General features: G+C 72.7%; 20 protein-coding genes. 11 read left to right on the plus strand and 9 right to left on the minus strand.

What is annotated here, in order from left to right; translation table 11 throughout:
- Nucleotide 1: 1 nt before the first annotated feature.
- Nucleotides 2–1,261: a DegT/DnrJ/EryC1/StrS family aminotransferase gene (locus ACFSE6_RS05870; protein ID WP_388003412.1), complete on the minus strand. Its 1,260-nt coding sequence runs from the start codon at nucleotides 1,259–1,261 to the stop codon at nucleotides 2–4.
- A gap of 94 nt (nucleotides 1,262–1,355) precedes the next feature.
- Between ACFSE6_RS05870 and ACFSE6_RS05875 the strand changes: the two genes are divergently transcribed.
- The 5 genes from ACFSE6_RS05875 (at nucleotide 1,356) to ACFSE6_RS05895 (ending at nucleotide 6,799) form a co-directional block, all read left to right on the plus strand.
- Nucleotides 1,356–2,585: a DegT/DnrJ/EryC1/StrS family aminotransferase gene (locus ACFSE6_RS05875; protein WP_388003415.1), complete on the plus strand. Its 1,230-nt coding sequence runs from the start codon at nucleotides 1,356–1,358 to the stop codon at nucleotides 2,583–2,585.
- A complete protein-coding gene (locus tag ACFSE6_RS05880) occupies nucleotides 2,582–3,616 on the plus strand; it encodes a Gfo/Idh/MocA family protein (RefSeq protein WP_388003418.1) in 1,035 nt (344 codons plus the stop codon). Before ACFSE6_RS05875 ends, ACFSE6_RS05880 begins: the two co-directional genes overlap by 4 nt.
- Nucleotides 3,613–4,635: a Gfo/Idh/MocA family protein gene (locus ACFSE6_RS05885; RefSeq protein WP_388003421.1), complete on the plus strand. Its 1,023-nt coding sequence runs from the start codon at nucleotides 3,613–3,615 to the stop codon at nucleotides 4,633–4,635. Before ACFSE6_RS05880 ends, ACFSE6_RS05885 begins: the two co-directional genes overlap by 4 nt.
- A gap of 62 nt (nucleotides 4,636–4,697) precedes the next feature.
- Complete coding sequence (locus ACFSE6_RS05890; RefSeq protein WP_388003424.1) at nucleotides 4,698–5,714, plus strand: NAD-dependent epimerase/dehydratase family protein; 1,017 nt, start codon at nucleotides 4,698–4,700, stop codon at nucleotides 5,712–5,714.
- Entirely contained in the window at nucleotides 5,714–6,799 is a 1,086-nt protein-coding gene (locus ACFSE6_RS05895) for a dihydrodipicolinate synthase family protein (protein WP_388003427.1), read from the plus strand. Before ACFSE6_RS05890 ends, ACFSE6_RS05895 begins: the two co-directional genes overlap by 1 nt.
- Nucleotides 6,800–6,824: 25 nt before the next feature.
- Here the strand turns inward: ACFSE6_RS05895 and ACFSE6_RS05900 are convergent, their stop codons facing one another.
- The 3 genes from ACFSE6_RS05900 to ACFSE6_RS05910 all read right to left on the minus strand — a co-directional run bounded on the left by ACFSE6_RS05900 (nucleotide 6,825) and on the right by ACFSE6_RS05910 (nucleotide 12,095).
- Nucleotides 6,825–8,351 (minus strand): hypothetical protein, encoded by a 1,527-nt coding sequence (locus ACFSE6_RS05900; RefSeq protein WP_388003430.1) that lies wholly within the window; start codon nucleotides 8,349–8,351, stop codon nucleotides 6,825–6,827.
- Between the two features lie 14 nt (nucleotides 8,352–8,365).
- Entirely contained in the window at nucleotides 8,366–10,933 is a 2,568-nt protein-coding gene (locus tag ACFSE6_RS05905; RefSeq protein WP_388003433.1) for an NHL repeat-containing protein, read from the minus strand.
- A 166-nt stretch (nucleotides 10,934–11,099) separates the two neighbouring features.
- Nucleotides 11,100–12,095 (minus strand): LacI family DNA-binding transcriptional regulator, encoded by a 996-nt coding sequence (locus ACFSE6_RS05910; protein ID WP_388003436.1) that lies wholly within the window; start codon nucleotides 12,093–12,095, stop codon nucleotides 11,100–11,102.
- Between the two features lie 107 nt (nucleotides 12,096–12,202).
- On the opposite strand from ACFSE6_RS05910, the gene ACFSE6_RS05915 reads away from it, so the two are divergent.
- The 6 genes from ACFSE6_RS05915 to ACFSE6_RS05940 are packed head-to-tail and all read left to right on the plus strand — an operon-like array spanning nucleotide 12,203 to nucleotide 18,925.
- Nucleotides 12,203–13,756, plus strand: a complete 1,554-nt coding sequence (locus ACFSE6_RS05915; RefSeq protein WP_388003439.1) for a sodium:solute symporter family protein — start codon at nucleotides 12,203–12,205, stop codon at nucleotides 13,754–13,756.
- Between the two features lies 1 nt (nucleotide 13,757).
- On the plus strand, nucleotides 13,758–14,996 hold the full coding sequence (locus tag ACFSE6_RS05920) for an AGE family epimerase/isomerase (protein ID WP_388003442.1): 1,239 nt from the start codon (nucleotides 13,758–13,760) through the stop codon (nucleotides 14,994–14,996).
- Complete coding sequence (locus ACFSE6_RS05925; protein WP_388003445.1) at nucleotides 14,993–15,766, plus strand: 6-phosphogluconolactonase; 774 nt, start codon at nucleotides 14,993–14,995, stop codon at nucleotides 15,764–15,766. The genes ACFSE6_RS05920 and ACFSE6_RS05925 overlap by 4 nt, the downstream gene beginning before the upstream one ends.
- Nucleotides 15,763–16,521: a sugar isomerase domain-containing protein gene (locus ACFSE6_RS05930; protein ID WP_388003448.1), complete on the plus strand. Its 759-nt coding sequence runs from the start codon at nucleotides 15,763–15,765 to the stop codon at nucleotides 16,519–16,521. The genes ACFSE6_RS05925 and ACFSE6_RS05930 overlap by 4 nt, the downstream gene beginning before the upstream one ends.
- Nucleotides 16,518–17,654 carry an N-acetylglucosamine-6-phosphate deacetylase gene (locus ACFSE6_RS05935; protein ID WP_388003451.1) on the plus strand — a complete coding sequence of 379 codons (1,137 nt, stop codon included), beginning with the start codon at nucleotides 16,518–16,520 and terminating at the stop codon, nucleotides 17,652–17,654. The genes ACFSE6_RS05930 and ACFSE6_RS05935 overlap by 4 nt, the downstream gene beginning before the upstream one ends.
- Nucleotides 17,651–18,925, plus strand: coding sequence for a neutral/alkaline non-lysosomal ceramidase N-terminal domain-containing protein (locus tag ACFSE6_RS05940; RefSeq protein ID WP_388003454.1), 1,275 nt, complete (start codon nucleotides 17,651–17,653; stop codon nucleotides 18,923–18,925). The genes ACFSE6_RS05935 and ACFSE6_RS05940 overlap by 4 nt, the downstream gene beginning before the upstream one ends.
- A gap of 8 nt (nucleotides 18,926–18,933) precedes the next feature.
- Here ACFSE6_RS05940 and ACFSE6_RS05945 read toward each other — a convergent pair whose 3' ends face one another.
- Genes ACFSE6_RS05945 through ACFSE6_RS05965 form a run of 5 tightly spaced genes read right to left on the minus strand, consistent with a single transcriptional unit; the run spans nucleotide 18,934 to nucleotide 24,766 of the window.
- A complete protein-coding gene (locus ACFSE6_RS05945) occupies nucleotides 18,934–20,214 on the minus strand; it encodes a benzoate/H(+) symporter BenE family transporter (RefSeq protein ID WP_388003457.1) in 1,281 nt (426 codons plus the stop codon).
- Nucleotides 20,215–20,244: 30 nt separating this feature from the next.
- Nucleotides 20,245–21,825, minus strand: a complete 1,581-nt coding sequence (locus ACFSE6_RS05950) for a class I adenylate-forming enzyme family protein (protein WP_388003460.1) — start codon at nucleotides 21,823–21,825, stop codon at nucleotides 20,245–20,247.
- Nucleotide 21,826: 1 nt separating this feature from the next.
- Entirely contained in the window at nucleotides 21,827–23,086 is a 1,260-nt protein-coding gene (locus tag ACFSE6_RS05955; RefSeq protein ID WP_388003463.1) for a 2Fe-2S iron-sulfur cluster-binding protein, read from the minus strand.
- A complete protein-coding gene (locus ACFSE6_RS05960) occupies nucleotides 23,083–23,985 on the minus strand; it encodes an FAD binding domain-containing protein (RefSeq protein WP_388003466.1) in 903 nt (300 codons plus the stop codon). The genes ACFSE6_RS05955 and ACFSE6_RS05960 overlap by 4 nt, the downstream gene beginning before the upstream one ends.
- A 1-nt stretch (nucleotide 23,986) precedes the next feature.
- Nucleotides 23,987–24,766: an enoyl-CoA hydratase/isomerase family protein gene (locus ACFSE6_RS05965; protein WP_388003469.1), complete on the minus strand. Its 780-nt coding sequence runs from the start codon at nucleotides 24,764–24,766 to the stop codon at nucleotides 23,987–23,989.
- Between the last annotated feature and the right edge of the window lie 7 nt (nucleotides 24,767–24,773).

Below are 24,773 nucleotides of genomic sequence, written 5' to 3' on the forward strand. Positions count from 1 at the left end.
CTCAGCGACCTGGCCGCCCGCGGTGCACCTTCTCGATCGCCGTCGCGATGTCGGTGACGTCCTGCGAGCTGTAGTTCTCGTTCCACGGCACCACGAGCAGCCGGCCACCGATCAGCGCCTCGGTGTGCGGACACAGACCCGGCGCATAGCTCTGGAGGGCGTCGGCCGGCGGGCAGGTCAAGGGGTAGCCCGAGGTCCCGTACGTCACGTGCTCGGCGACCACCGGCGTGAGGTACAGCGGACGTTGGATGTATCCCCCGACGGCGGGAATGCCCTCGGCGCGCAGCGCCTCGGCGTACCAGTGCGCATCGACTCCGGTCACGTCGGTGTCGAGGAAGATCGGGAACTGCCAGTACACCGTGCCGTCGTCTCCGGCCGCACCGAGCCCGTCGAGGCCGGAGACCACGTCCGTGAGGAGCTTGGCGGTGCGGCGCCGGTCCTCGACGACGGCGTCGAGCCGGGTGAGTTGAACCCGGGCGACGGCGGCCTCGAGTTCGGACATCCGGTAGTTCAGTCCGAGGAACAGGTGGGTGCGTTCGTCTGTGTCACGCGGCCAGGCCTTGTCGGCGAAGAGTCGTGCACGGCGTGCCAGCTGATCGTCGGCGGTGATGGTCAGGCCGCCGTCGCCGGCGGTGATGTGCTTGGACTGCTGCAGGCTGAAGCAGCCGAGGTGACCGACGGTGCCTGCCAACGCCCCGTCCGGGGACGTGGCCGTCAGGTACGCCTGGGCGCAGTCCTCGATGAGGACGAGGCCGTGGGAGTCCGCGAGCTCGCGCAGCTCGGCGACCGGGGCAGGCTGACCGAAGAGGTGGACCGCGATGATCGCCCGCGTCCGGGGGGTGATCCGGTCACGTACCGAGGCGACGTCGAGGTTTCCGCTCGCCGGATCGACGTCGGCGAAGACGGGGACGGCGTTCTGCGCGAGGATCGGCAGGACCGTGCCGGCGTCGGACAGGCCGGTGGTGATGATCTCGTCGCCGGGCTCGGGGTCGAGCGCCGCAACGGCGAGATGGATCGCCGAGGTTCCCGAGCTCGAGGCCACGGCGTGCGGTACCCCGTATCGCGCGGCGAAGTCCTGCTCCAGGCCACGGGTGACCTGCCCGACCGTCGAGTTCAGCCGCCCGGAGCGCAGGACGTCGAGCACGGCCGCTTCCTCCTCGGCACCGATCCGGCGCCCGGAGGAGTCCGAGACCGTGGGGAACGGCTCCCGGCGCACCGGCGTGCCGCCGTCGAGAGCGAGGAGGTCGGGCGATGCGGGCATGGCGACTCCTAGGTATCGGACCCGTGCCGGACTGGCAAGATCCATGTATGGTCAGCATCCTAATGCGTAATTCGGCGCGCCGAAATGGGGAGCGATGACAACGACGTACCAGACCCTCGCCGTCCACGGCGGCCCTGCGGCCCTGTCCGGCCTGCCGGCCCTGCCACCGTGGCCGCAGCACGGCCCCGAGGAGGAGCACGGGCTCCTGGAGGTCCTGCGCTCCGGTGCCTGGGGCAGCATCCACGGCGAGGTGGTGAGGACGTTCGAGGGCGAGCTCGCCGCCTTCCAGGGCGCCCAGCACGCCATCGCCCTGACGAACGGCACACTCGCCCTGGCGGCCGCACTGCGCGCGCTCGACGTCGGCGTGGGCGACGAGGTGATCGTGCCTCCCTACACGTTCATCGCCACCGCCACGGCGGCACTCTTCGTCGGCGCCGTGCCCGTCTTCGCCGACGTCGACCCGGCGACCCATCTCCTCGACGCCGCCGCCGTCGAGGCGGCCGTCACCGAACGGACACGCGCCGTGATCCCCGTCCACCTGGGCGGCGACGTCGTCGACATGACCGCCCTGAACGAGGTGGCCTGCCGCCATGACCTCGCCGTCGTCGAGGACTGCGCGCAGGCCCTCGGTGCCCGGTGGGAGGGGCGTGGCGTCGGCACCCTGGGCGATCTGGGCACCTTCAGCTTCCAGACGTCGAAGAACATCACGGCCGGTGAGGGCGGTGCGATCACAGCCCAGGACGAGCGGCTCGCGACCTCGACCTACGCCCAGGTCAACGTCGGCCGCCTGCCACGGGGAGCCTGGTACGAGCACTCGGTCGTCGGCTACAACCTGCGCCTGACCGAGTTCCAGGCCGCCGTCCTGCGGGCACAGCTACAGCGGCTGCCGGACCTGCAGCGCGTGCGGGCCGAGCGGGCGGCGGCGTTGCGCGAGGCTCTGACGCCGCTCGAGGGCGTCGAGGTCGCGGCGCGCGACGAGCGGGTCACCGCCCACGGGCACCACCTGTTCCTCTTCCGCGTCCCCGAGCTCGGCTCACGCGGTCTCCGGGACGCCGCGGCTCGTGCCCTGACCGCAGAGGGCGTTCCGGGCGTGTCCACCGGATACGTCCCGTTACACCACAACGAGGCCATCCGATCCGAGATGCACCGGCTCACCGAGCGACTCGGTCAGCCGGCTCCTGTGCCCGACTGCCCCGCCACCGATCTGGTCGCGAGCGACACGCTGTGGCTGCCGCAGTCGGTGCTCCTGGCCTCCGAGGAGCACATCGCCGCGATCGGCCAGGCGATCGCCAAGGTCGTCGCGAACCCGGACGCTCTGGCATGAGCGCACCGGTACGCGTCGGCATCCTCGGCCTCGGCAGCATCGGGCGCACGCACGCCGCGGCGCTGTCCCGGTTGGACGGCGCCGCCCAGGTCGTGGCCGCCAGCGGCGGCTCGGCCGCGGCACTGGCCGAGGCCGGGTGGCCGGCGGCCGAGCACATGACCGACGCCCAGGAGCTGGCCGCCCGCAGCGATCTCGACATCGTGCTCGTCGCGACGCCGAGCGACCTCCACGCCGGCCATGCCGCCGCCGCGATCGACGCCGGGCACGACGTCGTGGTCGAGAAGCCCCTCGCCACCTCGACGGCCGACGCCACCGCCCTGCTCCGCCTGGCGGAGGAACGTGGGCGGACCGTCTACCCCGTCGCGCAGCGCCGTCTCGAGCCGCAGCACCGGCACATCCGCGCCCAGCTCGACGCCGGCACCCTGGGACACCCCGTGCTCGGGGAGATCTTCGTGCACTGGCACCGCGATGCCGCCTACTACGCAGCCGCCCCCTGGCGCTCTCGGATGCCCGCCGGCGGCTCCCTGACGAACCAGGGCCTGCACTCGGTGGACCTGTTGTCCTGGTTCCTCGGACCGATCACCGCCGTCACGGCGCAGACCGCCACTCTCGGCAACGGCGGCGAGGCGGAGGACACCGCCACCGTGACGCTCGAGGCCGCCTCCGGCGCGCTCGGCGTCGCCGTGACCACGACGGCGACCCCGCCCGGTGACCCGGCCGTGCTCAGCCTGCGCACCACGAGCGGTGCCATCGAACTCGCCCACACCGACGTCGTGCGCTGGGAGGTCGACGAGGCCCCGCCCCCGCCGTCGACCTCGAGCGCGGGTGCCGGGTCTGCGGATCCGGCCGCGATCGGCCTCGCCGGCCATGTCGACGTCTGGCGCGACGTGCTGGACGCGCGGGCCGCCGGGCGACCGCCGAGCGTGCGAGCCGTGGACGGCTGGCGCACGGTGGCGCTCATCGACGCCGCCTACCGATCGGCCAGGACGGGGACGCGCGTCACCGTCCCGAGCGATCCGGATACCGCATGATCCGCCTCGCCGTGGCCGGCGCCGCGCACGGTCATGTCCGCTACGCGCTGGATGAGGCGGACCGCCGTGCCGGCATCGAACTCGTGGCGCTGAGCGAACCGCATCGGGACGACCGCGAACGCTGGACGCCGCCGGGGGTGCCGTCCTACGCCGACCACGCGGAGATGCTGCAGGCCCACACACCCGACGTCGTGGCCGTGTGCGGTGTCTACGGTGAGCGTGCTGACGTCGTCGTCGAGGCGCTCCACGCCGGGGCTCACGTCATCGCGGACAAACCGCTGTGCACCGAGCTCGAGGACCTCGGACGAATCGCCGCAGCCGCGGCCACGACCGGCCGCCACGTCTCGCTCATGCTGGAGAAGCGTTGGTACCCGGCGACGCTCGCGGCACGCCGGCTCGTCGAGGACGGCGTCCTGGGCACCCTCGCCCTGATCTCCTCCACCGGTCCGCACCAGCTGCGCCGCCGGACCCGCCCGCCGTGGTTCTTCCGGCGTGACGGCTACGGAGACCTGCTGGGCGACCTCCCGGTGCACGACGTGGACCTCGTCCTGGCGCTGACCGGTGCCACCGGCGGGACCGTGACCGGGGTGGCACCGCGCCGCCCGTTCGCCGACGCGCCCGAGTTCTGTGACAGCGGTGCACTGGTGATGACGGCCGGTGAGGTGACCGCGACGATCGAGGCCCACTGGCTCTGGCCGGACGCCTCGGCCGTCACCGCTCCGTACCGGATGCGCCTGACAGGTACCGAGGGCGTCGCCGACATCGACTGGTGGACCGGCGAGGTGAGCGTCCGGACCGACACCCCCGACGCCTGGCGCCCGTCCACGCCGGCCGGGTTGCGCCCTGCGGAGCAGGCGCTCACGGCGCTGGCGGCGGGCATAGCCCCGGAGGTCGCCACCGCCGAGTCCCTGGCGGCGAGCCGCGTGGCCCTGCTGGCCGCTCGCAGCGCCCACTCGGGTAGCAGACCTCTGAACTGGTCACTCCCGGCGGAGACACCGTCTGCACCACGACTGCCCTAATTAGGGTCCAGCCGCTACTCTCTATTCCGGCAGCACTTAATCAGGTAACTCACGGAGGTCTCATGCAGACGGTCAGCGAGCTGGAGGACCGGCTCGCCGCGCCCAGCCCAGGCCTGATCGAGGACATTGCGAGCATCGAGGGCGACATCCTCGTGCTGGGGGCGGCCGGCAAGCTCGGCCCCAGCCTCGTCCGGCTCGCCCGCGCAGCGATCGAGCAGGCCGGCACGGGCACCGACGTCATCGCCGTCTCCCGGTTCACCACGCCCGGCTCCGCGGAGGCGCTCGAGGCCTCGGGGGCCCGTGTGGTCCGGGCCGACCTCGGCGAGGAGTCCTCGCTGGACGGCCTGCCCGACGCCGGCGCGGTGGTCCACCTGGTCGGGGCGAAGTTCGGGGCGAGCGGCAACCAGGCGGCGACGTGGCACACGAACACCTATCTGCCGGGCCGGGTGGCCGAGCGCTACCCGGGCGTCCCGCTCGCCGTCCTGTCCACGGGCAACGTGTATCCGCTCGTCCCGGTCGACGGCGGCGGCTCACGTGAGGAGGACGATCCAGGACCGGTCGGCGAGTACGCGATGAGTTGCCTCGGCCGCGAACGGGTGCTCACGGAGATCGCCCGGCGCCGCGGGACACCGCTGGCGCTCATCCGGCTCAACTACGCCGTCGAGATGCGCTACGGCGTGCTCGTCGACATCGCCCAGCAGATCCGGGCGGGGCTGCCCGTCGACGTCGAGATGGGGTACGTCAACGTCATCTGGCAGGGATATGCGAACGAGGTGACCCTGCGGTCACTGCGCCATGCCGACGTGCCGCCGTTCGTCCTCAACGTCACCGGGGCAGAGACGCTGCGGGTACGGGAGCTGGCGCACGCGCTCGGCCGCAGGCTCGGCGAGGACGTGACGTTCACCGGCACGGAGGCACCGACGGCCCTGTTGTCCGACGCCACCCGCTGCCACGAGCTCTTCGGCGCTCCCGCCCTCGGTACCGAGGACCTCCTCGACCACACGGCGCAGTGGCTGCGCGCCGGCGGGCCGGTGCACGACAAGCCGACCAAGTTCCAGCGCCGAGACGGGAAGTTCTGATGATCGGCGACCAGGCGCCGGCACCCGCGCTCGGCACCGATGCCGCGGTGCGGAGCTTCCGCGCCGGCGGAGTGCTCCCGGCCCATCCGCTCGCGCTGCGGGAGGACGGCCGGATCGACGAGCGGCGCCAGCGGGCGTTGAGCCGCTACTACATCGAGGCGGGCTCGCTCGGCCTCGCCGTCGCCGTGCACACGACGCAGTTCGCCGTGCACGAGCCCTCACGCGGCCTTCTCGAGCCGGTCCTCGGCCTGGCGGCCGAGACAGCCGGTGAGTATCCCGACCGGGACGTGCTGCTGGTGGCCGGCCTCAGCGGCCCGACGGCGCAGGCCGTGGCCGAGGCCGAGCTCGCCGCCTCCCTCGGCTACCACCTGTGCCTGCTGGCCCCGCACGGTGTCGACGACGCGAGCGAGGACGAGCTCCTGGACCGGGCACGTGCCGTCGGCGAGGTCCTGCCGGTGATCGGGTTCTATCTGCAGCTCGCCGTCGGCGGTCGCCACCTCTCCCGGTCCTTCTGGCGCCGGCTGGCCGACCTTCCCAGCGTCGTCGGGATCAAGGCGGCACCGTTCGACCGCTACGCCACGCTCGACGTCGTTCACGGCGTCGCCGAATCAGCACGGGGCGGCGACGTCGCGCTCTACACCGGCAACGACGACAGCATCGTCGTCGACCTGCTCAGTTCGTTCCGGGTGCACGACGCCACCGGCCGCACCACCCGCGTCGAGGTGGTCGGCGGGCTGCTCGGACAGTGGGCGGTCTGGACGCGCGAAGCGGTGCGCACACTCGAGCTCGCGCGCCTGGCCAAGGCGGGCGACAGCGGGGCGATCCGCGACCTCGTCGCGCTCAACCCGCGCCTGACCGACGCCAACGGCGTGCTCTTCGACGCCGCCAACGGCTTCGCGGGATCGATCGCCGGGGTCCACGAGGCGCTCCGGCGTCAAGGTCTGCTGGAGAACCTCGTCTTCCTCGAGCCACGCGACCGGCTCTCCCCCGGGCAGCTAGCCGAGATCGACCGCATCTGGGCGGCCTATCCCGAGCTGCGCGACGACGCGTTCGTCGCCGAGCACCTCGACCGCTGGCTGCGCTGAGCTCCCCGGCCGGGCCGGACGCCGGTCAGGACCAGGGGTCGGCCGCGGCGTAGTTCAGGTAGGCGATGCCGGCGAGGTGCGAGCCGGATCCGGGCACGAGCGCGACGGCCTCGTACAGACCGAGCGCGTGCTCGCCGACGCGGCCGTCCACGCGGTCCAGGGCGAGCCAGCGTGCCGTCTGGACGGCGGTGGAGTCGGCCGCGGGGTCCGGGCCGAGGAACCGGTGGCGCACGCTGGCCTCGTCGATGACGAACCCCTCGAGGTACGACCGCGCGAAGGCCTCCAGGTCGGCGTCGTCGAACGCGAGCCCGGCGCCGTGCGCCGCGGCGGCGAACTCCACGGAGATCGCCGCGTGGCTGACGTCCTCCCAGGCGACGCTCGGGTTGTACCACGGGGTGTACTCGGAGACGCCGTCCTCGACGGCGTACCCCTGGTAGAGGTGCCCCCAGGTCGGCCAGTACGGCCACGCGGGCCAGCCGCCCTGGTCGACGAGGTCCGCCCGCCAGGTCTCGGCGAGACCCTCGACTGCGCTGCGGTAGCCGGCGTCCCCGGTGATCCGGTACAGCTCGGCCATGGTCAGCCCGAGACCGTGGCTCTGGTTGAGCGGCTGCTCGGTGCCGTCGAAGGGCACCGGCGCCCCCTGCGGCCAGACGTAGCTGGTTCCGCGCTCGTCGGAGCGCAGTTCGCCGTCGTGGAAGGCCACGGCCCGGCGTGCGGCGGTGAGGTAGCGCTGCGCGGGGCCGCGGTACCGGCTCCGGGACAGGGCCGGATCCTCCAGCACCGTGCGGGCGAAGATCGCCATGGGGTAGGTGACCATCCCGGTGTGCACGGCGAAGGCGTAGTACTGCTGCTCGGCCTCGTACGTCCCGGGCCGCGGTACGCCGTCGGCTAGGACCTTGGCGGTCCACCGGCCCCACAGGTAGTACCCCTCCTCGGTGGCGACCGTCTCGACGAAACGCGGATGCGACGGGTCGGTCGAGACGTCCTCGAGGGTCGTCGTGCCGATGGTCACGTGGGTCATGGCGAGGGTGAACGTGCCGGGCTGCGCGCCGGGGAGCACCTCGACCGTGGACTCCGCCGACCGGCTGTCGGCGTTGCGGATCTGGACGAGGGGCGCGCCGTCGTCTCCGGTGAGCGTGATGTGCGAGGCCACGTAGTTCCCGCCGGCACGCCACACCGGTCCCGACCGGCCCTGATGGTCCGTGACGCCACGTTCCTCGTCCCGGTTGCCCAGCACGGCATCGGCGTGGGTGACGAACGTGTCGAGGTAGGTGGTGTCCCGGTACGTCTCGTACATCCGCATGATGCCGAGCAGCACGTACGACTGCCCCCACGCCAGCGCGCCCTCCTCGTTGTCCTGCCAGTGCTGGCCGGTGGCGCCGCTGTCGATGAACGCGGCGAGCGCGTCGTCGAAGGTCTCCCGGGCTGTGTAGTCGGGCGCCTCGTCGGCCCGTGCCGGGGTGGCGCCCGCGGCGGTGAGCCCGGCGCCGAGTGCGGTGACGCTCGAGGCGAGCCAGAGGAAGCGGCGGCGGTCGAGAGATGCCGTGGCCATGTCGATGCCTTCCGTCAGAGGGCGCGGGGGTTGATCCGCAGCAGCTGGGTGGACTGGTAGCGCGTGTAGAGGTTCCCGTAGTCGTCGGTGGTCAGGCCGCCTCCGGCACCTGAGGCGAGGAGCACGGTGACCTCGGCGTTCCCGGACTCGAGTGTGGCGGCCGGATCGAGAGCGAACAGGCGGCCTCCGGCGTTGCCGTAGAGAACTCCGTCGAGCTCGAGCATCGCGGCGTAGTTGCCGCTGATGCGCTGACCGGGCTTCCACCCCGGGAAGACCTCCTCCTGGAAGACCCACTCCGCGGTCTCGGCGTCGAAGCCGAAGAGCCATCCCTCGGCGTAGGCCCAGACCAGCCCGTCGGCGCCGGTGGCCACCGCGCTCACCGCACGTAGCCCACGCACCGGTAGGTCGTGGTGAGTGATCCGGTCGGACTCGTCGAGGACCACCAGACCTGCCTCGTCCTCGATCGGCGTGCCGTCGTAGGAGAAGAAGATGGACGTGCCGCCGACGATCTTCCCTGCCGCCGGGGTCAGGGTGTTGACGCTGTAGTGGCCGACCTCCTCGGAGAACGTGGTGCACGTCCCCGTCTCCAGATCGAGGTAGCCGATCGCGCCGAGGTCGTGGCCGTACGCGGCCTGACTGCCGTAGTACAGCCGCTGGCCGGCGGCCGCCAGACCGTACGGCCGGTTCTGCTCGGCCCCGATCGTGCACTCGACGTCGGGCTCCGCGCTGCCGTCGAAGGTCCGCGGGTCGAACGAGGCGATCTGGCCGTTCGGGTAGGTGCCCTGGTAGACGGCGCCGTCGTGGCTGATCATGCCCTCGGCCTGCCGGCCCACCTCGTAGGTGACCTGGCGGTCGGCGCGCATCGGTGAGTAGGCGCCCAGGCCGCCCGTGAGATAGCCGGCGCTCCAGATGCGGCCGTCCGCTCCCCCGACGGCGGAGGACAGACCCGACGCCACCTCGGGGACGTCCTCGACGTAGGTGCGTTCGAGCGCCTCGGTCTCGATGTTGTACTTCACGAGGTAGCCGCCGGAGTTGAAGCCGACGAGGCTCGGTCCGGGCCATGCGGGGTCGTCGAGGTCCATGACCTCCCACGCGCGGGAGAAGATGCCGGTCTCCGCGTGGTCGAGGACTACCTCCTCGCCCGTCTCGACGTCGAGTGAGTGCAGCGGCTGGTTCTCTTCTCCGGCCACGGAGTAGTACACCTTGCCGTCCACCACTGGGCTCGAACCGTTGTAGATGACGCCCGGCACCTCGTGCGCCACCTCGGCCTGCAGGTCGCCGGCGTCGTCGCGCCAGGTGCGCAGTACGAGGAGGTAGTCCTCGCCGAAGCTCTTCGAGTCGCCGGCCCAGACCTGGACGTATCCGCTGCCGGCGGTCATCCCGTACACCCACTCCTTCGAACGGATGTCCTCGTTGAGCAGGTCGGTGAAGTCGGTGCAGGTGCCGTCGGTGTCGCAGCCGTAGAGGTGCGGGACCGTCCCGGTGCCGGCCCAGAGCGCCTCGTTCTCGGGTTCGTAGGCGACCGCTCGGGTGTAGTTCGCGTCCTCGGTCAGCACCGGGCCGAAGGACTCGAAGCCGTCGGCCGCGGTGTAGCGCCAGAGCTGGGCACCGTCGTATCCGTCGGTCGGCTCTCCCCACGCTCCGCCGTACAAGGTGCCGTCGGGCGCCGAGGTCAGGCCGTAGAGCATGCCGATACGGTCGATCGGCGGTAGCCCCAGGAGCTCGGCCTCGTCCTGGCCGGGTGTCCAGCTGTACAGCCCCGGTGCGCCGTAGGCGCCGATGTAGACCTCGTCGGTGACGGGGTTCTGTTCGAGGGTCCACGAACCGGTGACGCCGGGCAGGGGGACGGTGCGGGTGATCTCGCCGGTGAGGACGTCGGTCACCACGAGTGTGCCCGGGTCGTCGTCGGAGCCGGTGGTGACGGAGAACGTCACCGCCCGGTCGTTCTCGTCGTGGCCGGCAGCCATGGCGAGGAAGGAACCGCGCTTGGTCACCTGGTCACCCGTAGCGGTGAGCGGGGCCGTGATCAGCGCCTCGTCGAAGCGCACCGTGCGGTGCGCGCCGAGCTCGACGGCGACGGCGGAGGCGCCTTCCGGAGCCGTGGCGGTGACCTCGAGGACGTCACCGGCGTCCGTGCGCGGCGCGTGCTCGTCGGCGAGGACGTCGCCGGCGTCGTCGAGGAATCGCAGCCCGAGGGAGGCCTGACCCGGACCGTCGGTCCGGACGAACGCGGTGTACGTCTCCGCCGGCTCGGCGGTGACCGGCTCGGCGACGGCGCCGGCGTTCACGCACGGTGCCTCGCCGGTGAACTCGAGGCCGGCCTGGCCGTCGCTGGCCCACGTCCCGGTGGCGGCGCCGGCGTCGCGGCAGTGCGGGGAGGCGGGCCCGCCCTGCCCGTTCGACGGCGTCCACCCGGCGGTGCCGTCCTCGAAGCTGTGGTTGGACACGAGGAGGTCGCCGTCGCGGATGGTCGGATCGGCGGGGTCGTGGCCGGGTGCCGCGCCGGCGATCGGCCCCACTCCCGCGAGTCCGGCCGAGGCGAGTACCGCCGTCGTCGTCACGATCGCTCGTCTGCCGCGCATCCCGTCTCCCTCGACCGACTTAACTCTGCCCGAAATCATAATTTCGGCCCGGCTGCTTTCGCAGAGCAGACCACGACGTCGGCCGGGCGTCAAGGCTCCGGCCGGATGAGCGGACCGATCTCCGCCGAGGGTGGCGGCGCCGGAACAGGAGCGCTGCGGCGCCGGCTCAGGCCGGCGCGGGGCCGGTGGTCTCGCGCACCACGAGCGGTGCCGGAAGGCGCTCGACGGTCTCCTCGCGGACGCCGTCGATGAGTCGCAGGAGGAAGTCGACGGCGAGCGCACCCGCCTGCCGGCTCGGGCCTCGCACCGTGGTCAGCGGCGGTGCGGTCCGCACGGCGAGGATGTCGTCACACCCGATGAGCGACATCTCCTGCGGGATCCGCACGCCGGCAGCCGCGCAGCCGGCCAGGACGCCCTGGGCGAGGACGTCGTCGAAGGCGATCACCGCTGTCGCGCCGGTCTCGAGCACCGCGGCGGCGGCCCGCATCCCCTCGTCGTGCTCGGGCCGGTGCGGACCGAGGACGGTGACCCGCACACCACGCCGCTGCGCCCGGTCGAGGACGGCCGCTCGGCGCTGACCGTCGGACCAGGACGAGGACGGTCCCGCGAGGTACACCACGTGCCGGTGCGCGAGGTCGGCGAGGTGATCGACCGCCTCCCGCATTCCCGCCGCGGTGTCCACGAGCACGCGCGAGACCCCCTCGACGTCCCGGTTGACCAGGACGAGCGGGTGGAGCGTGGACCGGTTCCGGATGGCCTCGGTCGACAGCCGCGAGGAGACGAGGACGACGCCGTCGGTCCGGCGCTGCAGCTGCACGAGCAGCGTCACCTCCTTCTCGGTCATCTCGTCGGTGTCGGCCAGGAGGGTGTAGATGTCGCGATCGTGCGCCCGGTCTTCGGCCGCGCGGATGACCGGCGGGAAGAACGGGTTGGCGATGTCGGGCACGACGACGGCGATCGCGCCGATCCGGCCCGTCTTCAGCGCCCGGGCCGGGTGGTGCGGGACGTAGCCGAGCTCGTCGGCCACGGCACGCACCCGGGTGACCGTCTCCGGGCGGAGCAGCTGGGGGTGCGAGTAGACCCGGGAGACCGTCGAGGCCGAGACGCCGGCCGCGGCGGCGACCTTCTTCAGCGTGGGCAGTTCGGGCCGGGCGCGGGGCACACCTCCACCGTAGAGCCTCGGCGGCGTTGACGTGCAAACGGTTGCACGCCAGGCTCGCCCGTCAACCGGGGCGTGCAGGTGCGTCCCACCGAGCGGACGGAGACCTCATGGGTGTACTCGACTGGCTCGTCCTGGCTGCCTATTTCGCGCTCATGGTCGGAGTGGGCCTGTGGGCGAAGGCGCGCAACCGCACCTCGAAGGACTTCTTCGTCGCCGGCGGGTCCATGCCCTGGTGGCTCTCCGGCATCTCCCATCACATGTCCGGCTACAGCGCCGCCGTGTTCGTCGGCTACGCCGCCATCGCCTACGACGAGGGCTTCGTGCTCTACGTCTGGTGGGCGCTGGGCATCACCTTCGCCATGGCGGTGGGCATGTTCCTCTTCGCCCCGCGGTGGCCGCGGCTGCGCCGCCGGCTCGGGGTGATCTCACCGCTGGAGTACCTGCGGATCCGGTACGGGCTGCCCACCCAGCAGCTCCTCGCGTGGAGCGGCACCGCGCTGAAGGTCTTCGACGTCGGCGCGAAATGGACAGCGACGGCCGTGCTGCTCGACGTCTTCGCCGGCGTCCCGCTGCCCGTCGGCGTCCTGCTGACCGGCGGCGTGACACTGGTCTACTCCACCATCGGCGGACTCTGGGCGGACGCCCTCACCGACCTCGGCCAGTTCCTCATCCAGCTCGTGGCGGGAATCGTCATGTTCGTCACGGTGCTGGTGACCATGAACGGCGTCTCGACCATCTGGACCATGTGGGACGACCTGCCCGAGGGCAACTCCTCCCTCTTCAACGGTCAGTACACGCTGCTGTTCGTCATGGTCTACCTGCTCATCAACACGCTGTCCTACAACGGCGGCACGTGGAACCTCGCGCAGCGGTTCATCGCCTCCCCCACCGGCTCCACGGCCCGGAAGGCCGCCGGCCTGTCCGCGGCGCTGTACCTCGTCTGGCCGCTGGTGATGTTCTTCCCGATGTGGGCGGCGCCGATCATCCTCCCCGGCCTCGAGGACACGACCCAGTCCTACGCCCTGCTCACCCAGGAACTGCTCCCCACCGGGCTCGTCGGACTGGTCCTCGCCGGGCTCTTCGCGCACACCATGGCCATGAGCGGTTCCGACGCCAACGCCATCTCCGCGGTCGTCACGCGGGACATCCTCCCCGCGCTGTGGCGGCGGATGCGCAACATCGACGTGCGCACCGAGCTGCGCGTGGGACGGATCAGCGTCTTCGCCTTCATCGCCGTGAGCATCGTCATCGCCCTGGCGGCCGAGTCCTTCGGCGGGGTGATCGGGCTGATCATCCTCTGGTACGGCGGACTCGTCGGTCCGATCGCGATCCCGATGCTGCTCGGCCTGCTTCCGGCGTTCAAGCGCTGCGGCCCGGTCGCGGCGATCACCTCGTGGGCCGCCGGCCTGGCGGTGTTCGTCCTGACGCGGTACGTCTTCGCGGACCAGATCGACGCGCTCGCGCCCGATCAGGTCACGGCCGTGCAGGTGGGCGGACCCGTCGTCGTGGCGATCATCGTCTACGTCCTCATCGGGCTCGTCCGGCCGTGGCACGACGCGGAGTCGGACGCGCTGGTCGACGCCCTCGGAGTCGACGACGGCCCGGCGGAGCGCGTCGGCGACGTACCGGGTTCCGGACCTGCCACCTCGGAGCGCGCCTGAGATGACCGACCCGCACGCGCATCTCGTCGATGACGTCCTCGCGTGGTGGCTCGCCCACGGACCCGACGACGTCCACGGCGGGGTGCTGACCTGCTGGGACAACGCCGGCCGGCGGCTCGTCTCCGGCGATAAGTACACCTGGTCCCAGGGCCGGTGGGCGTGGCTGACCGCCCAGCTGGCGCTCGACGCCGACCGGCTCGGGGTGGACCGCGAGCGCCTCGCCACCCAGTCCTTGCGCACGGCACGCTTCATCCGTGACCACGCCCTGCTCCCGGACGGGACGACGGCGTTCGTCACCACCCGCGAGGGCACGCCGCGCGAGCCCACACCCGGGGACGGGCGGCACACGTCGGTGTTCGCGGACCTGTTCGCCGCCCTCGGATGGTCCGGCGCCGCACGCCTCGAGCCCGGCGCCGGCTGGGAGGATCTGGCGCTGCGCACGCTGCTGGACGCCGCCGGCCGCATCCGGGCGGGCTCCTTCCGCTCCGAGCCCTACCCGGTGGACCGGCGCCACCGGTCCTTCGGACTGCCGATGATCCTCGTGGGCGTGGGTGAGCAGGTCTACCGGGCCACCGGCGAGGACGCCGCCGCAGACACCGTCCGCGCCGCCGCACACGACATCGAGGCACATCACCGCACCGGCGCCGACATCGCCGAGATGCCACCGGCCACCGACGAGGCGCGCCAGGACTCCCTCCTGGCCCGGCATCGCACTCCCGGGCACATCCTCGAGGCGGTCGCGTTCCTGCGCCACGCGCGTGATCTCCTCGACGGGCCGCTCGCCACCGACCGGACGCTCGCCGCGATCGCACTCCACGCCCTGGAGATCGGGTGGGACGAGGCGGCCGGTGGTCTGCTGCGATTCACCGACCGCGACGGCGGCGCCCCGGCCGGCAGCCGCAGCTGCGACCGCTACGAGCAGCTCGTCGTCTCCACCTGGGACACCAAGCTGTGGTGGCCGCACGCGGAGGCGATGTACACCACCTCCTTGCTGGCACGCACCACCGGCGAGCCGGCGTTGCGGGACTGGGCGCAGCGCCTGACGGCGTACACGATGAACACCTTCCCCGACGGGCCCGGGAAGGAGTGGACGCAGATCCGTTCCCGCGATGGCATGCCGCTCGAGGAGACGGTCGCCCTGCCCGTCAAGGACCCCTTCCACATCGCCCGGTCGCTGCTGTGGCTCACCCAGCTCGACCGGTTCCCCACCCACCCGGACGAATCCCAGGAGCGTCGATGACACCGGATCCCCCCGCCCTACGCCCGCGCACCTTCCCCGACCGCACGAGCCTCGGCCGGGCCGCGGCCGCGGACGTGGCGGCCGAGCTGCGGGAACGGCTGGCCAGGCAGGACCGCGTCCGGATGGTCTTCGCCGCCGCGCCCAGCCAGCAGGAGATGCTCACCGCGCTGCGGGAGGCCGACGGGATCGACTGGACCCGGGTCGAGGCGTTCCACATGGACGAGTACCTCGACCTGCCCGCCGAGGCGCCGCAACGGTTCGCGAACTGGCTGCGTTCGGCGATCTTCGATCACCTGCCCTTCGCCGGTGCCCACCTCATCCAGCCCGGCCCCGATCCGGAGCGCACCGCGCAGGACTACGCCGCCGCGCTCGCCGCCGGCCCGATCGACATCGTGTGCCTCGGCATCGGGCAGAACGGTCACCTCGCCTTCAACGATCCTCCGGTGGCGGACCTCGAGGATCCGCTCGACGTCAAGGTCGTCGAGCTCGATGACGTCTGCCGTCGCCAGCAGGTCGACGACGAGTGCTTCGACTCCCTCGACGACGTCCCGCACCGGGCGATCACGCTGACGATCCCGCGGCTGCTCGCGGCCGACCGGCTCTTCTGCGTCGTCCCCGGCGCCGCCAAGCGCGACGCTGTCGAGAAGGCCCTGACCGAGCCGGTCTCGGCCCGGCACCCGGCGACGGCGCTGCGCACCCACCCGGATGTCACCCTGTACGTGGACGCCGATTCGGCGCCCCGATCGACCGCGGCGGAGGCGGACCGATGACTGATGCCACCTTCACCGACTACGGGCACCGCATCCAGGAGATCCTCGGGCTGATCCTCACCGAGGAATCGGGCACCATCCGCCGCGCAGCGGACCTCCTGGCGGACCAGGTCGCCGCCGACCGGCTCATCCACGTCTTCGGGCCCGGCGGGCACTCCAACCTCGCCGCCCAGGAGGTCTTCTTCCGCGCCGGCGGCCTCATGCACATCTCGGCGATCCTCGACGAAGGCACGCTGCTGTCCAACGGCGCGCTGCGCTCGATGGCGATCGAACGCACCCCCGGCTACGGGCGGGTGGTGATCGAGGACCGCGGACTCGGCGAGGGCGACCTGCTCGTGCTGGTCAACGCCTACGGCATCAACTCCGCGCTCATCGACGCCGCACTGACCGCACGCGAGCGCGGCGCACGCCTGATCGGCATCAGCTCACGCCGCCACGCCGCCGAGACCGCTCCGGACCATCCCGCGCGTCACCCGAGCCGGCAGAACCTGCACGATCTGGTCGACGTCGCGATCGACTCCAAGGTTCCGATCGGTGACGCCGTGATGGAGGTCGACGGGGTCGGGGAGAAGATCGCGGCCATCTCCACCTTCGCCAACGCTTACGTGCTCAACTGCCTCACCCTCGCCACGGTCGAGGCGCTCGTGGCACGCGGCATCGACCCCCCGGTGTGGCGCAGCGGGAACGCGCCCGGTGGGGACGAGGCGAACGCGCGCTTCATCGACCGGTTCCGCGGCCGGGTGCGGTCGCTGTGATCGGACGGGATCCGCGCACGGGGCGCACGCTGGAGGTTCGCGTCCACGACGGGAGGATCGCCGAGGTCCGGCCCGGCGGGCCGGGCGAGGACGGGATGCCGTGGCTCGTCCCCGGCCTCGTCGACCTCCAGGTCAACGGCTTCGCAGGCCACGACCTCAACGGCCCGGACGTCTCCCCCGACGACGTCGCAGCGGTCACTGCGGCCCTCGCCCGGGCCGGGACCACGAGTTACGTCCCGACGATCATCACCGCGGCCGAGGCGGAGATGGCCCGGTCCCTGCGCGCCGTGGCCGAGGCGCGGCGGCTTGACCCGGCGACCCGGCGGGCCGTCCCGTTCGTGCACCTGGAGGGCCCGTCCATCTCCACCGAGGACGGGCCTCGCGGCGTCCATCCGGCCGAGCACGTCCGCCCGCCCGATCTCGCCGAACTGCACCGGCTGCAGGAGGCGGCGGACGGACTCGTGGGCATGGTGACGCTCTCGCCGCACCACGCCGGCGCCATCGAGTTCACCCGGGCGGCCGTGGCGGAGGGGGTGCGCGTCGCGGTCGGTCACACGCACGCCACCGGTGAGCAGATCCGCGCCGTCGTCGACGCCGGTGCCCGCGTCGCCACGCACCTGGGCAATGGCGCGCACGCCACGCTCCCGCGGCACCCGAACTACCTGTGGGCGCAGCTCGCCGAGGACCGGTTGACCGCCGGGTTCATCGCCGACGGCCACCACCTCCCCGCGGACACGCTCACGGTCATGCTCCGGGCCAAAGGTGCGGGGCGGGCCGTGCTGGTCTCCGACTCGGTCGCCCTCGCCGGGCTGCCACCAGGTGAGTACACGACGCCCGTCGGCGGGAGGGTGCGGCTCGGGCAGGACGGGCGGCTCGGCGAGGTCGGCACCCCGTACCTGGCCGGCGCCGCGCGGCCCTTGGCCGCCGGGGTCGCCACCGTCTCGCGGCTGCCCGGCTGGTCGCTCGCCGATGCGCTCGAGCTGGCCACCACCGCTCCGGGCCGCCTGGTCGGCGACGGCCGGGGCACGCTGGAGACGGGAGCGCCGGCGGACCTGCTGCTGCTGGACGAGGTGCCCGAGGCGGGGCCGGTGTCGATCCGCGAGGTGGTCCTCGCCGGTGAGCGGGTCGTATGAGGGCCGGCGTCGCGGTCCGTGACATCACGCCCGACCCGGGAGCGGCGATGTCCGGGTTCGCTGCCCGCACCCGGCCGGTGTCCGGTGTGCACGACCGCCTCGAGGTGCGCGCGCTGACCGTGGCGGACACGGCCGTGGTGACGGTCGACGTCGTGGGGCTGGACGGGGCGACCTGCGCGCGGATCGCTCAGGAGTGCGTGCTCCCGGCCGAGCGGGTGCTCGTGCATGCCACGCACACCCACGGCGGGCCGGTGAGCATGCAGGCCCGGCTGGGCGGACCGCTGGACCGAGCCTGGCTGGACCGGGTGGTCCGTGCCGCGGTCGAGGCCGTCGCCGAGGCGCACGCCACGGCCACCGAGGTGACGGTTCACGGCGGGTACGGCCCGCCGTGCGATCTCGCTCGCAACCGCCGCCGCCCGGACGGCCCGGTGGACCGCGACGTGCCGGTGATCCGGTTCGTCCGCCGGGACGGACGGGTGCTCGCCACCGTGGTCTCCTACGCCTGCCATCCGGTGGTGCTCGGTGGCGACAACACCCTGCTCACGGCTGACTACCCCGGGGTGGTGCGCCGCGTTCTCGCCGAGGAGACCGGTGCCCCGGTGCTCTTCCTCACCGGGTGCGCGGGGGATGCGAACAACGGGCACAGCCCGGACCCGACGGCGCCGGGCGCCCCGAGTGCGGACCGGACCTTCGACGCCTGCGAGCAGGCCGGCGCCGACGTCGCCGACGCCGCCGATCGCGCCATGCCGACCGACCTCGACGGGCCCGTTCGCGCCGCGGCGCGTCGGGTCGGGATCGAGCTGGTCCCGGCCGACGCGGAGCAGACGGAGCGTGACCTGACCGCGTGGCAGGCCCAGGCGCGCGAGGCGGAGCCGGGGGTCCGCGCGCTCCTGGACGAATGGAGCGCGTGGGCACGTGCGCACCTGGCAGAGCCGCGGCCCGCCCACCTCGAGGTGCCCGTGACGGTGCTGCGCTGGGGGCGCGCCGTACTCGTGGGCCTGCCGGGCGAGCCGTTCGCCACCGCCGGACGCACGGTGCGGAGCATCCTCGCCGCGGACGATCCGGACGCCGTGACCGTGGTGGCCGGCTACACCGGCGAGTGCTTCGGCTACCTCCCGGCGCGGGAGGAGTACCCGTCCGGCGGCTACGAGGTCTGCGACGCGCACCGCTACTACGGCATGCCGGGGCCGGCGGCGCCCGGCAGTCTGGAACAGCTCGTCGAGGCGGCAGCCGAGGCCTGGCGCGAGGTCCGCGATCCGCTCTCGCGGTGAGGCGGCCGCTACGCCGCCTCCTCCTTCCGGGCCCGGAAGTGCTTCGGCTCGAGCAGGACGGAGGCGAGCACACCGCCGACCAGTGCCCAGAACGGCGCGGAGATGTCGAGGATCGTCACCCCGCTCATCGCGATGACGAGCGCGAAGAACGCGCCGAGCTGGAACCGCGGCTCCGCGAAGCCCGCCCGCAGCGACCGCAGGAGCACACCGATCATCGCCAGGCCCGCCACCGTCGCGGTCAGCTCCGGCGGCATGATGCTGACCACGGCGACGGTGACGCCGGCGAAGACACCGAACAGCAGGAACAGCACACCGTTGACCACGGTCGCGGCGTAGCGTCCGGCGCGGTCCGGGCCGGCCTGGTCGGAGGAGCAGATCGCCGTCATCGGCCCGGCGATGTTCGCGTTGTGGCCACCGAAGACCGGCGCCAGCACCCCGCCGAGACCGCTGACGATGGTCATGACGTTGAACGGCGGGCGGTACCGCTCGGCCATGAGCACCCCCATCGCCTGCGCGTTCTCGGCACCGATGACTAGCAGGGCGAGCGGGACGGCGACGGCGAGCACGGCTCCGACGTCGAAGGCCGGTGCGGTGACCACCGGGGCGCTGAGACCGAGGCCGCCCTGCAGACTGCCGAACGCACCGGTCGCCGCGCCGGCGATGCCGCCGAGCACCAGCGCCCCGACGACGCCGGGCACCATCGGCAGGAACCGGCTGAGGAGGACGAACCCCACCAGGGCGGCGACCGCCACGACCGGCGCGGCCGCCGCCGAGTCGACGATGCCGACGCCGAACCGGATGAGGGCGCCGGCGATCATGGCCATGATGATCGGGAAGGGGATCCAGTCCGCCACCTTGCGCACCAGCCCCGTCAGTCCGATGACGAGCACGATCAGCCCCGCCGCCATGAAGGCGCCGACCATCTCCGGGAAGGAGAAGTTCGGCAGCGCCGCCGTGACGAGCGCGGCCCCGGGGATCGAGTACGCCCCGGTGATCGGTTGGCGGTAGTACAGGGCGAGCAGGATGGAGATCAGGCCCCCGAAGACGTAGATCCCGAAGATCCACGAGGCGATCACCGCCGGGCCGAGGCCCGCCGCGCTCGCGCCGTCGATGACGATCAGCGCCGGGCCGGTGCAGCCGAAGATCGCGGCGACGACCCCTGCTCCGACGGTGGCCGGATTGAGGTGGCGTGGGAGCTCGCGCATGCCGCCGGCGAACCCGGGGCCGCGTTCGATGAGGCGGTTCTCCTCGGTGGGTGCTGTCCTGTCGACGTTGTCAGGGATGGCCATGGGAGGGTCGCTTTCTGTGTCGGAGGGTGACTAGCTGGGCGTGCGTGCGCCGGCGTCCTCGCCGGATCCGGTCCGCAACCGGTAGTCGCCCGCGACCAACTTGCGCCGCAGGATCTTGCCGACGGGTGACTTCGGGATCGACGCCACCACGAGGACGTTCTTGGGGCGCTTGTACGGCGAGAGCGGAGCTTCCTCACGCGCCCATGTCGTGATGCGCTCGGCGAGCGCGCGAGGGTCGGCGCCCTCCTGCGCAGGGACGACGAAGGCGGTGACGGCCTGGCCCCACTTGTCGTCCTGGAGGCCGACCACGCTGACCTCACCGACCTCCGGGTGCCGGGACAGCACGTCCTCGACCTCGACCGGGTGGACGTTCTCGCCCCCGGTGATGATCATGTCGTCGACCCGGCCGTCGACCCACAGGTCGCCGTCGTCGTCGAGGTGCCCGAGATCACCGGTGTGGTACCAGCCGTTCCGGATCGACTTCTGATCGGCGTCGGGCCGGCGCCAGTAGCCGGCGAAGGCCTCGTCGGAGTCCAACGAGGCGACGATCTCCCCCACCTCGCCCGGCGGCAGCTGCTTGTGCCCGTCCTGCGTCGCCGGGTCGACGACGAGCAGCCGGGACAGCATCCCGGCGCGGCCGGCGGACCCGGGTTTGCGCGGGGCGTGGTCCTCGATCGCGAAGGTGTAGATCTCGCTCGATCCGTAGTGGTTGACGAACACCTCCGGACGCACCTGCGCCATCAGCTGCTCGCACAGCGTCGAGGTCATCGGCGCGCCGGCGAAGGCGAGCTTGCGGACCGACCGCGCGACGTCCTCGAGGCGCCCGGTCTGAGCCAGCGCCCAGAACGCCGTCGGGACCAGGTAGAGGGCGCTGACCTGCTCCGCCTCGATGAGCTCGACGGCGCGGGCGGCGTCGTAGGCGGGCATCTCCACGACCTTCCCGCCCACGAGCACCATGGACAGCAGGGACCGCAGTCCCATCGTGTGGTACATCGGCATCGCGCCGAGCGTGGATTCACCGGAGCCGTACTGGCACTGCATGACGTGCGCGGAGGAGGCCGCGTACTCGTTGTGCTGCGTCCTGGGCACGCCCTTGGGCTTTCCGGTGGTGCCGGAGGTGTAGAGCATGACGCTGGGGTCGCTCTCCGCGACCGTCACCCCGGGCGCGGTCGCGTCGGACCGGGCGACGGCGGCCTCGAAATCCTCCGCACCGGTGACCGGGTCGGTGCCGGCGTGCAGGAGCACCGGCCGCACCTGCGCGGCCGCGAGCGCCTCGGTCGCGACGTGCCGGGCATGGTCGTCGGTGATGACCACCTTCGGCTCGGCGTCGTCCAGGCAGTACGTCAGCTCGGGGGCGGACAGCCGGGTGTTGAGCGGGGTGGACATCGCGCCGAGCTTCTGCAGCGCCAGGTGGGTCGAGGCCATGACCTCGGTGTTGGCGGTGAACATCGCGACGCGGTCGCCGGTGCGCACGCCGAGCCCGGCCATCGCGTTCGCGATGAGGTTGGTGCGTTCGTCCCACTCCCGGTAGGTCATCCGCCGTCGGCCGGCGAAGGCGGTGCGCTCGGGGTGGCGGGCTGCGGTCCATCGCAGCGCGCGGCCGATCTGCATGTCATCTCCTTGCTAGGCGGTCCCGCAGCGCTCGTGCACGGCTGGACACGAGGCGGGTGAGCATGGCGACGGCGCTGGGCGGCGCCGCCGCGACGGCGGGCTCGTCGCCGCGGGCGGCGGCGTCGAGCGCGGCGGCGAACTGGGCGAACATGTCGGTGCTGACGTCTCCGGCGAGAGACCGCCCGAACTGGGCGATGCGCCCGACCATGAACAGGTCGGCCTCGGCGTGGATGACGCTGCCCGGCGCGCCGTCGGGGCGGGTGCGGGCCGCCAGGCGCACGTCGGCCTGGACGGTGCCGCCGCCGGCGTCGGCGGCCTGGGCGACGGCACGCAGCGAGCGATGCTCGGCGTCGCGCTCGGTGACATGGATGTCACCGAGGAAGGCGAGCTTGATGGGGCCGAGGGCCACCCGGATGCGCCCGGCGTAGCGGTCGTCGCCGTGGTCGGCGAGCAGCTCGGCGCCGGGCAGGCAGGCGGCGAGGCGTTCGGTGTCGTTCATGACGTCCCACACCTCGCCCGGCGGCGCGCCCACCTCATGCTCGAGCGCGATCCGCACGGTCGGCTCGGACTGCGGGAGGCTAATCTCGCGGGCCGCGGCGACGGCGGAGGGCCCGTCCTCGGCCGCGGCTCCCGGTCCGCCGAGCGTGGTGCGCGGCAGCAGGGCCTGGTGGCCGCAGTTGCGCGGTGGCGGGACGGCGTCCGGGTGCGTGTCCGCGACGTCGGCGACGGCGTCGATGATGTGGCGGTAGCCGGTGCACCGGCACAGCACGCCGGACATCTTCTCGGGCAGGTCCTCGGCGCGGACGCCTGGCTCGTGGTCGAGCAGGTCGTAGGCGCTCATGAGCATGCCCGGCGTGCAGAACCCGCACTGCAGGGCGTGGTGCCGCCCGAAGGACTCCTGCAGCGGATGCAGGTCGTCGGGCCGGCCGAGGCCTTCGACGGTCATGATCTCGGCGCCGTCGAGCTGGCAGGCGAGCAGCAGGCAGGCGCGGGCGGCCTCGCCGTCGACGGTCACGGTGCACATCCCGCACACGCCGTGCTCGCAGCCGAGGTGCGTGCCGGTCAGGCCGAGGTGGTCGCGCAGGGCGTCGGCGAGGGTGACCCGCGGTGCGACGTCGACCTCGGCGGCGCGGCCGTTGACGGTCAGCTGCACGCGGACGGTGGCGTCCGCGTCGACCCGCAGCGGCTGCGGGTCGCTGGCCGGCGTGGCGCGGCCGGTGGTGCGGCGGAGGGTCTCGGTGAGGTGGCGCAGAGGTGTCATGCGGCAGCCCGCTTCCGGCTCGCGGTGACGGCACGGGCCAGGGCCCGCGGCGTCAGGGCGGTGACGAGACGACGGCGGTAGGCAGGTGAGGCGTGCGCGTCACCGGTCGTGGTGACCGCCTCCTGCGCCATCGCGGCCGCCGGTTCGGTGAGCTCGCGGCCCAGGGCGTCGGGGTCCGTGCCGTGCCGGGTGACGGCCTCGGCGAGCGGGCCGCGCAGGCTCCGCAGCTGGGGGCGGTCGGCCACGCCGAAGGTTGCGACGTCGGCAGCGTGGACGCCGTCGTCGGTGAGGTGGACGCGGGCGGCGACGCCGGCGAGGGCGAAGTCGCCGTGGCGGCGGGCCACCTCGGCGAAGCCGGCGCCCTCCCCCGCCCGCGCCAACGGGAACTGCACGGAGGCGAGCACGTCGGCGGGTCCGAGCGCGGTGGACATGGCCCCGGTGAAGAACTCCTCGGCGGCGATCCGGCGCCGGCCGTCCGGCCCCGCGACGTCGAGGGTCGCACCGAGGCACAGGGCGACGGCGGGCAGCTCGGCGGACGGGTCGGCGTGGGCGAGGGAGCCGCACACGGTCCCCCGGCTGCGGATCTCCCGGTGCCCGACCCACGGCAGCGCCTGCGCCAGCAGCGGCACGTCACCGCCGGCCGTTCGTTCGACGTGGCGCTGGCGCACCGCGGCCCCGATGCGCAGCGAGCCGCCGTCGTGGCCGATCTGGCCGAGTTCGGCCACGCGGGTGAGGTCGACCAGGGTCCGGGGCCGGCCGAGCCGCATGGCCAGGACGGGGACGAGGGACTGTCCGCCGGCGAGGACCTTGCCGCCGCCGGCCGCCTCCGCAGCCACGAGCTCGCCGACGACGTCCGCCAGGCGGGTCGGGCGGACGTAGGCGAACGGGGCGGGCTTCATGTCAGCGGCCCTCGAAGGTGGGCTTGCGCTTCTCGCCGAACGCGGCGACGCCCTCGGCGAAGTCGTGCGTGGCGCGCAGCATGGCGTAGGACTTGCGCTCGAGTTCGACACCGGTGGCCAGGGGTGCGTCGACGCCGCGGTCGAGGACCTCCATGGCGGTGCGCAGCGCCACCGGCGAGTAGCCCAGGAGTGTGCCGACCACGCGCTCGACCTCGCGCTCCAGCGCCTCGGCGTCGTCGCTGACGGTGGCGATGAGACCCCACGCCAGGGCCTGCTCGGCGGAGATCCGCTCGGCGGTCAGCACGTGGTACTTGGCGCGGGAGAGGCCGATGAGCCGGGCGAGGCGCTGGGTCCCGCCGGAGCCGGGCATCATGCCCAGCCGCATCTCCGGCAGGGCGAACTCGGTGCGGGAGGTGGCCAGGCGGATGTCGGTGGCGAGGGCGAGTTCGAAGCCAACGCCGAAGCAGTAGCCGTCCACGGCCGTGATCACCGGCTTCGGGGACCGGGCGGGAGCGGTGACGTCCTGGCCGAGATCGGTGAGGTCGAACGGCTCGACCTCCATGAACCCGGCGATGTCCCCGCCGGAGGTGAAGTGTTCACCCTCGCCACGGATGACGACGACCGCGACGTCCGGGTCGGCGTCGATCTCGGCGAACCGTTCGGCCATCAGCCGCCGCATCTCCATGGTGACGATGTTGAAGCGGCCGTTGGCGAGGGTCAGGTTGGCGACCCGTCCGTCGTGGCTGGTCTCCAGCCGGATGTCTCCGCCGGTCAGGGGCATGGTCGTG

The organism is Georgenia deserti, from assembly GCF_042680605.1.
GTDB lineage: Bacteria > Actinomycetota > Actinomycetes > Actinomycetales > Actinomycetaceae > Allobogoriella > Allobogoriella deserti.

What these genes read in the sequence shown, in the direction of transcription:
- ACFSE6_RS05870 (WP_388003412.1), bottom strand. Translation starts at nt 1,261, where the DNA reads ATGCCCGCATCGCCCGACCTCCTCGCTCTCGACGGCGGCACGCCGGTG.
- ACFSE6_RS05875 (WP_388003415.1), top strand. Translation starts at nt 1,356, where the DNA reads ATGACAACGACGTACCAGACCCTCGCCGTCCACGGCGGCCCTGCGGCC.
- ACFSE6_RS05880 (WP_388003418.1), top strand. Translation starts at nt 2,582, where the DNA reads ATGAGCGCACCGGTACGCGTCGGCATCCTCGGCCTCGGCAGCATCGGG.
- ACFSE6_RS05885 (WP_388003421.1), top strand. Translation starts at nt 3,613, where the DNA reads ATGATCCGCCTCGCCGTGGCCGGCGCCGCGCACGGTCATGTCCGCTAC.
- ACFSE6_RS05890 (WP_388003424.1), top strand. Translation starts at nt 4,698, where the DNA reads ATGCAGACGGTCAGCGAGCTGGAGGACCGGCTCGCCGCGCCCAGCCCA.
- ACFSE6_RS05895 (WP_388003427.1), top strand. Translation starts at nt 5,714, where the DNA reads ATGATCGGCGACCAGGCGCCGGCACCCGCGCTCGGCACCGATGCCGCG.
- ACFSE6_RS05900 (WP_388003430.1), bottom strand. Translation starts at nt 8,351, where the DNA reads ATGGCCACGGCATCTCTCGACCGCCGCCGCTTCCTCTGGCTCGCCTCG.
- ACFSE6_RS05905 (WP_388003433.1), bottom strand. Translation starts at nt 10,933, where the DNA reads ATGCGCGGCAGACGAGCGATCGTGACGACGACGGCGGTACTCGCCTCG.
- ACFSE6_RS05915 (WP_388003439.1), top strand. Translation starts at nt 12,203, where the DNA reads ATGGGTGTACTCGACTGGCTCGTCCTGGCTGCCTATTTCGCGCTCATG.
- ACFSE6_RS05920 (WP_388003442.1), top strand. Translation starts at nt 13,758, where the DNA reads ATGACCGACCCGCACGCGCATCTCGTCGATGACGTCCTCGCGTGGTGG.
- ACFSE6_RS05925 (WP_388003445.1), top strand. Translation starts at nt 14,993, where the DNA reads ATGACACCGGATCCCCCCGCCCTACGCCCGCGCACCTTCCCCGACCGC.
- ACFSE6_RS05930 (WP_388003448.1), top strand. Translation starts at nt 15,763, where the DNA reads ATGACTGATGCCACCTTCACCGACTACGGGCACCGCATCCAGGAGATC.
- ACFSE6_RS05940 (WP_388003454.1), top strand. Translation starts at nt 17,651, where the DNA reads ATGAGGGCCGGCGTCGCGGTCCGTGACATCACGCCCGACCCGGGAGCG.
- ACFSE6_RS05945 (WP_388003457.1), bottom strand. Translation starts at nt 20,214, where the DNA reads ATGGCCATCCCTGACAACGTCGACAGGACAGCACCCACCGAGGAGAAC.
- ACFSE6_RS05950 (WP_388003460.1), bottom strand. Translation starts at nt 21,825, where the DNA reads ATGCAGATCGGCCGCGCGCTGCGATGGACCGCAGCCCGCCACCCCGAG.
- ACFSE6_RS05955 (WP_388003463.1), bottom strand. Translation starts at nt 23,086, where the DNA reads ATGACACCTCTGCGCCACCTCACCGAGACCCTCCGCCGCACCACCGGC.
- ACFSE6_RS05960 (WP_388003466.1), bottom strand. Translation starts at nt 23,985, where the DNA reads ATGAAGCCCGCCCCGTTCGCCTACGTCCGCCCGACCCGCCTGGCGGAC.
- ACFSE6_RS05965 (WP_388003469.1), bottom strand. Translation starts at nt 24,766, where the DNA reads ATGCCCCTGACCGGCGGAGACATCCGGCTGGAGACCAGCCACGACGGA.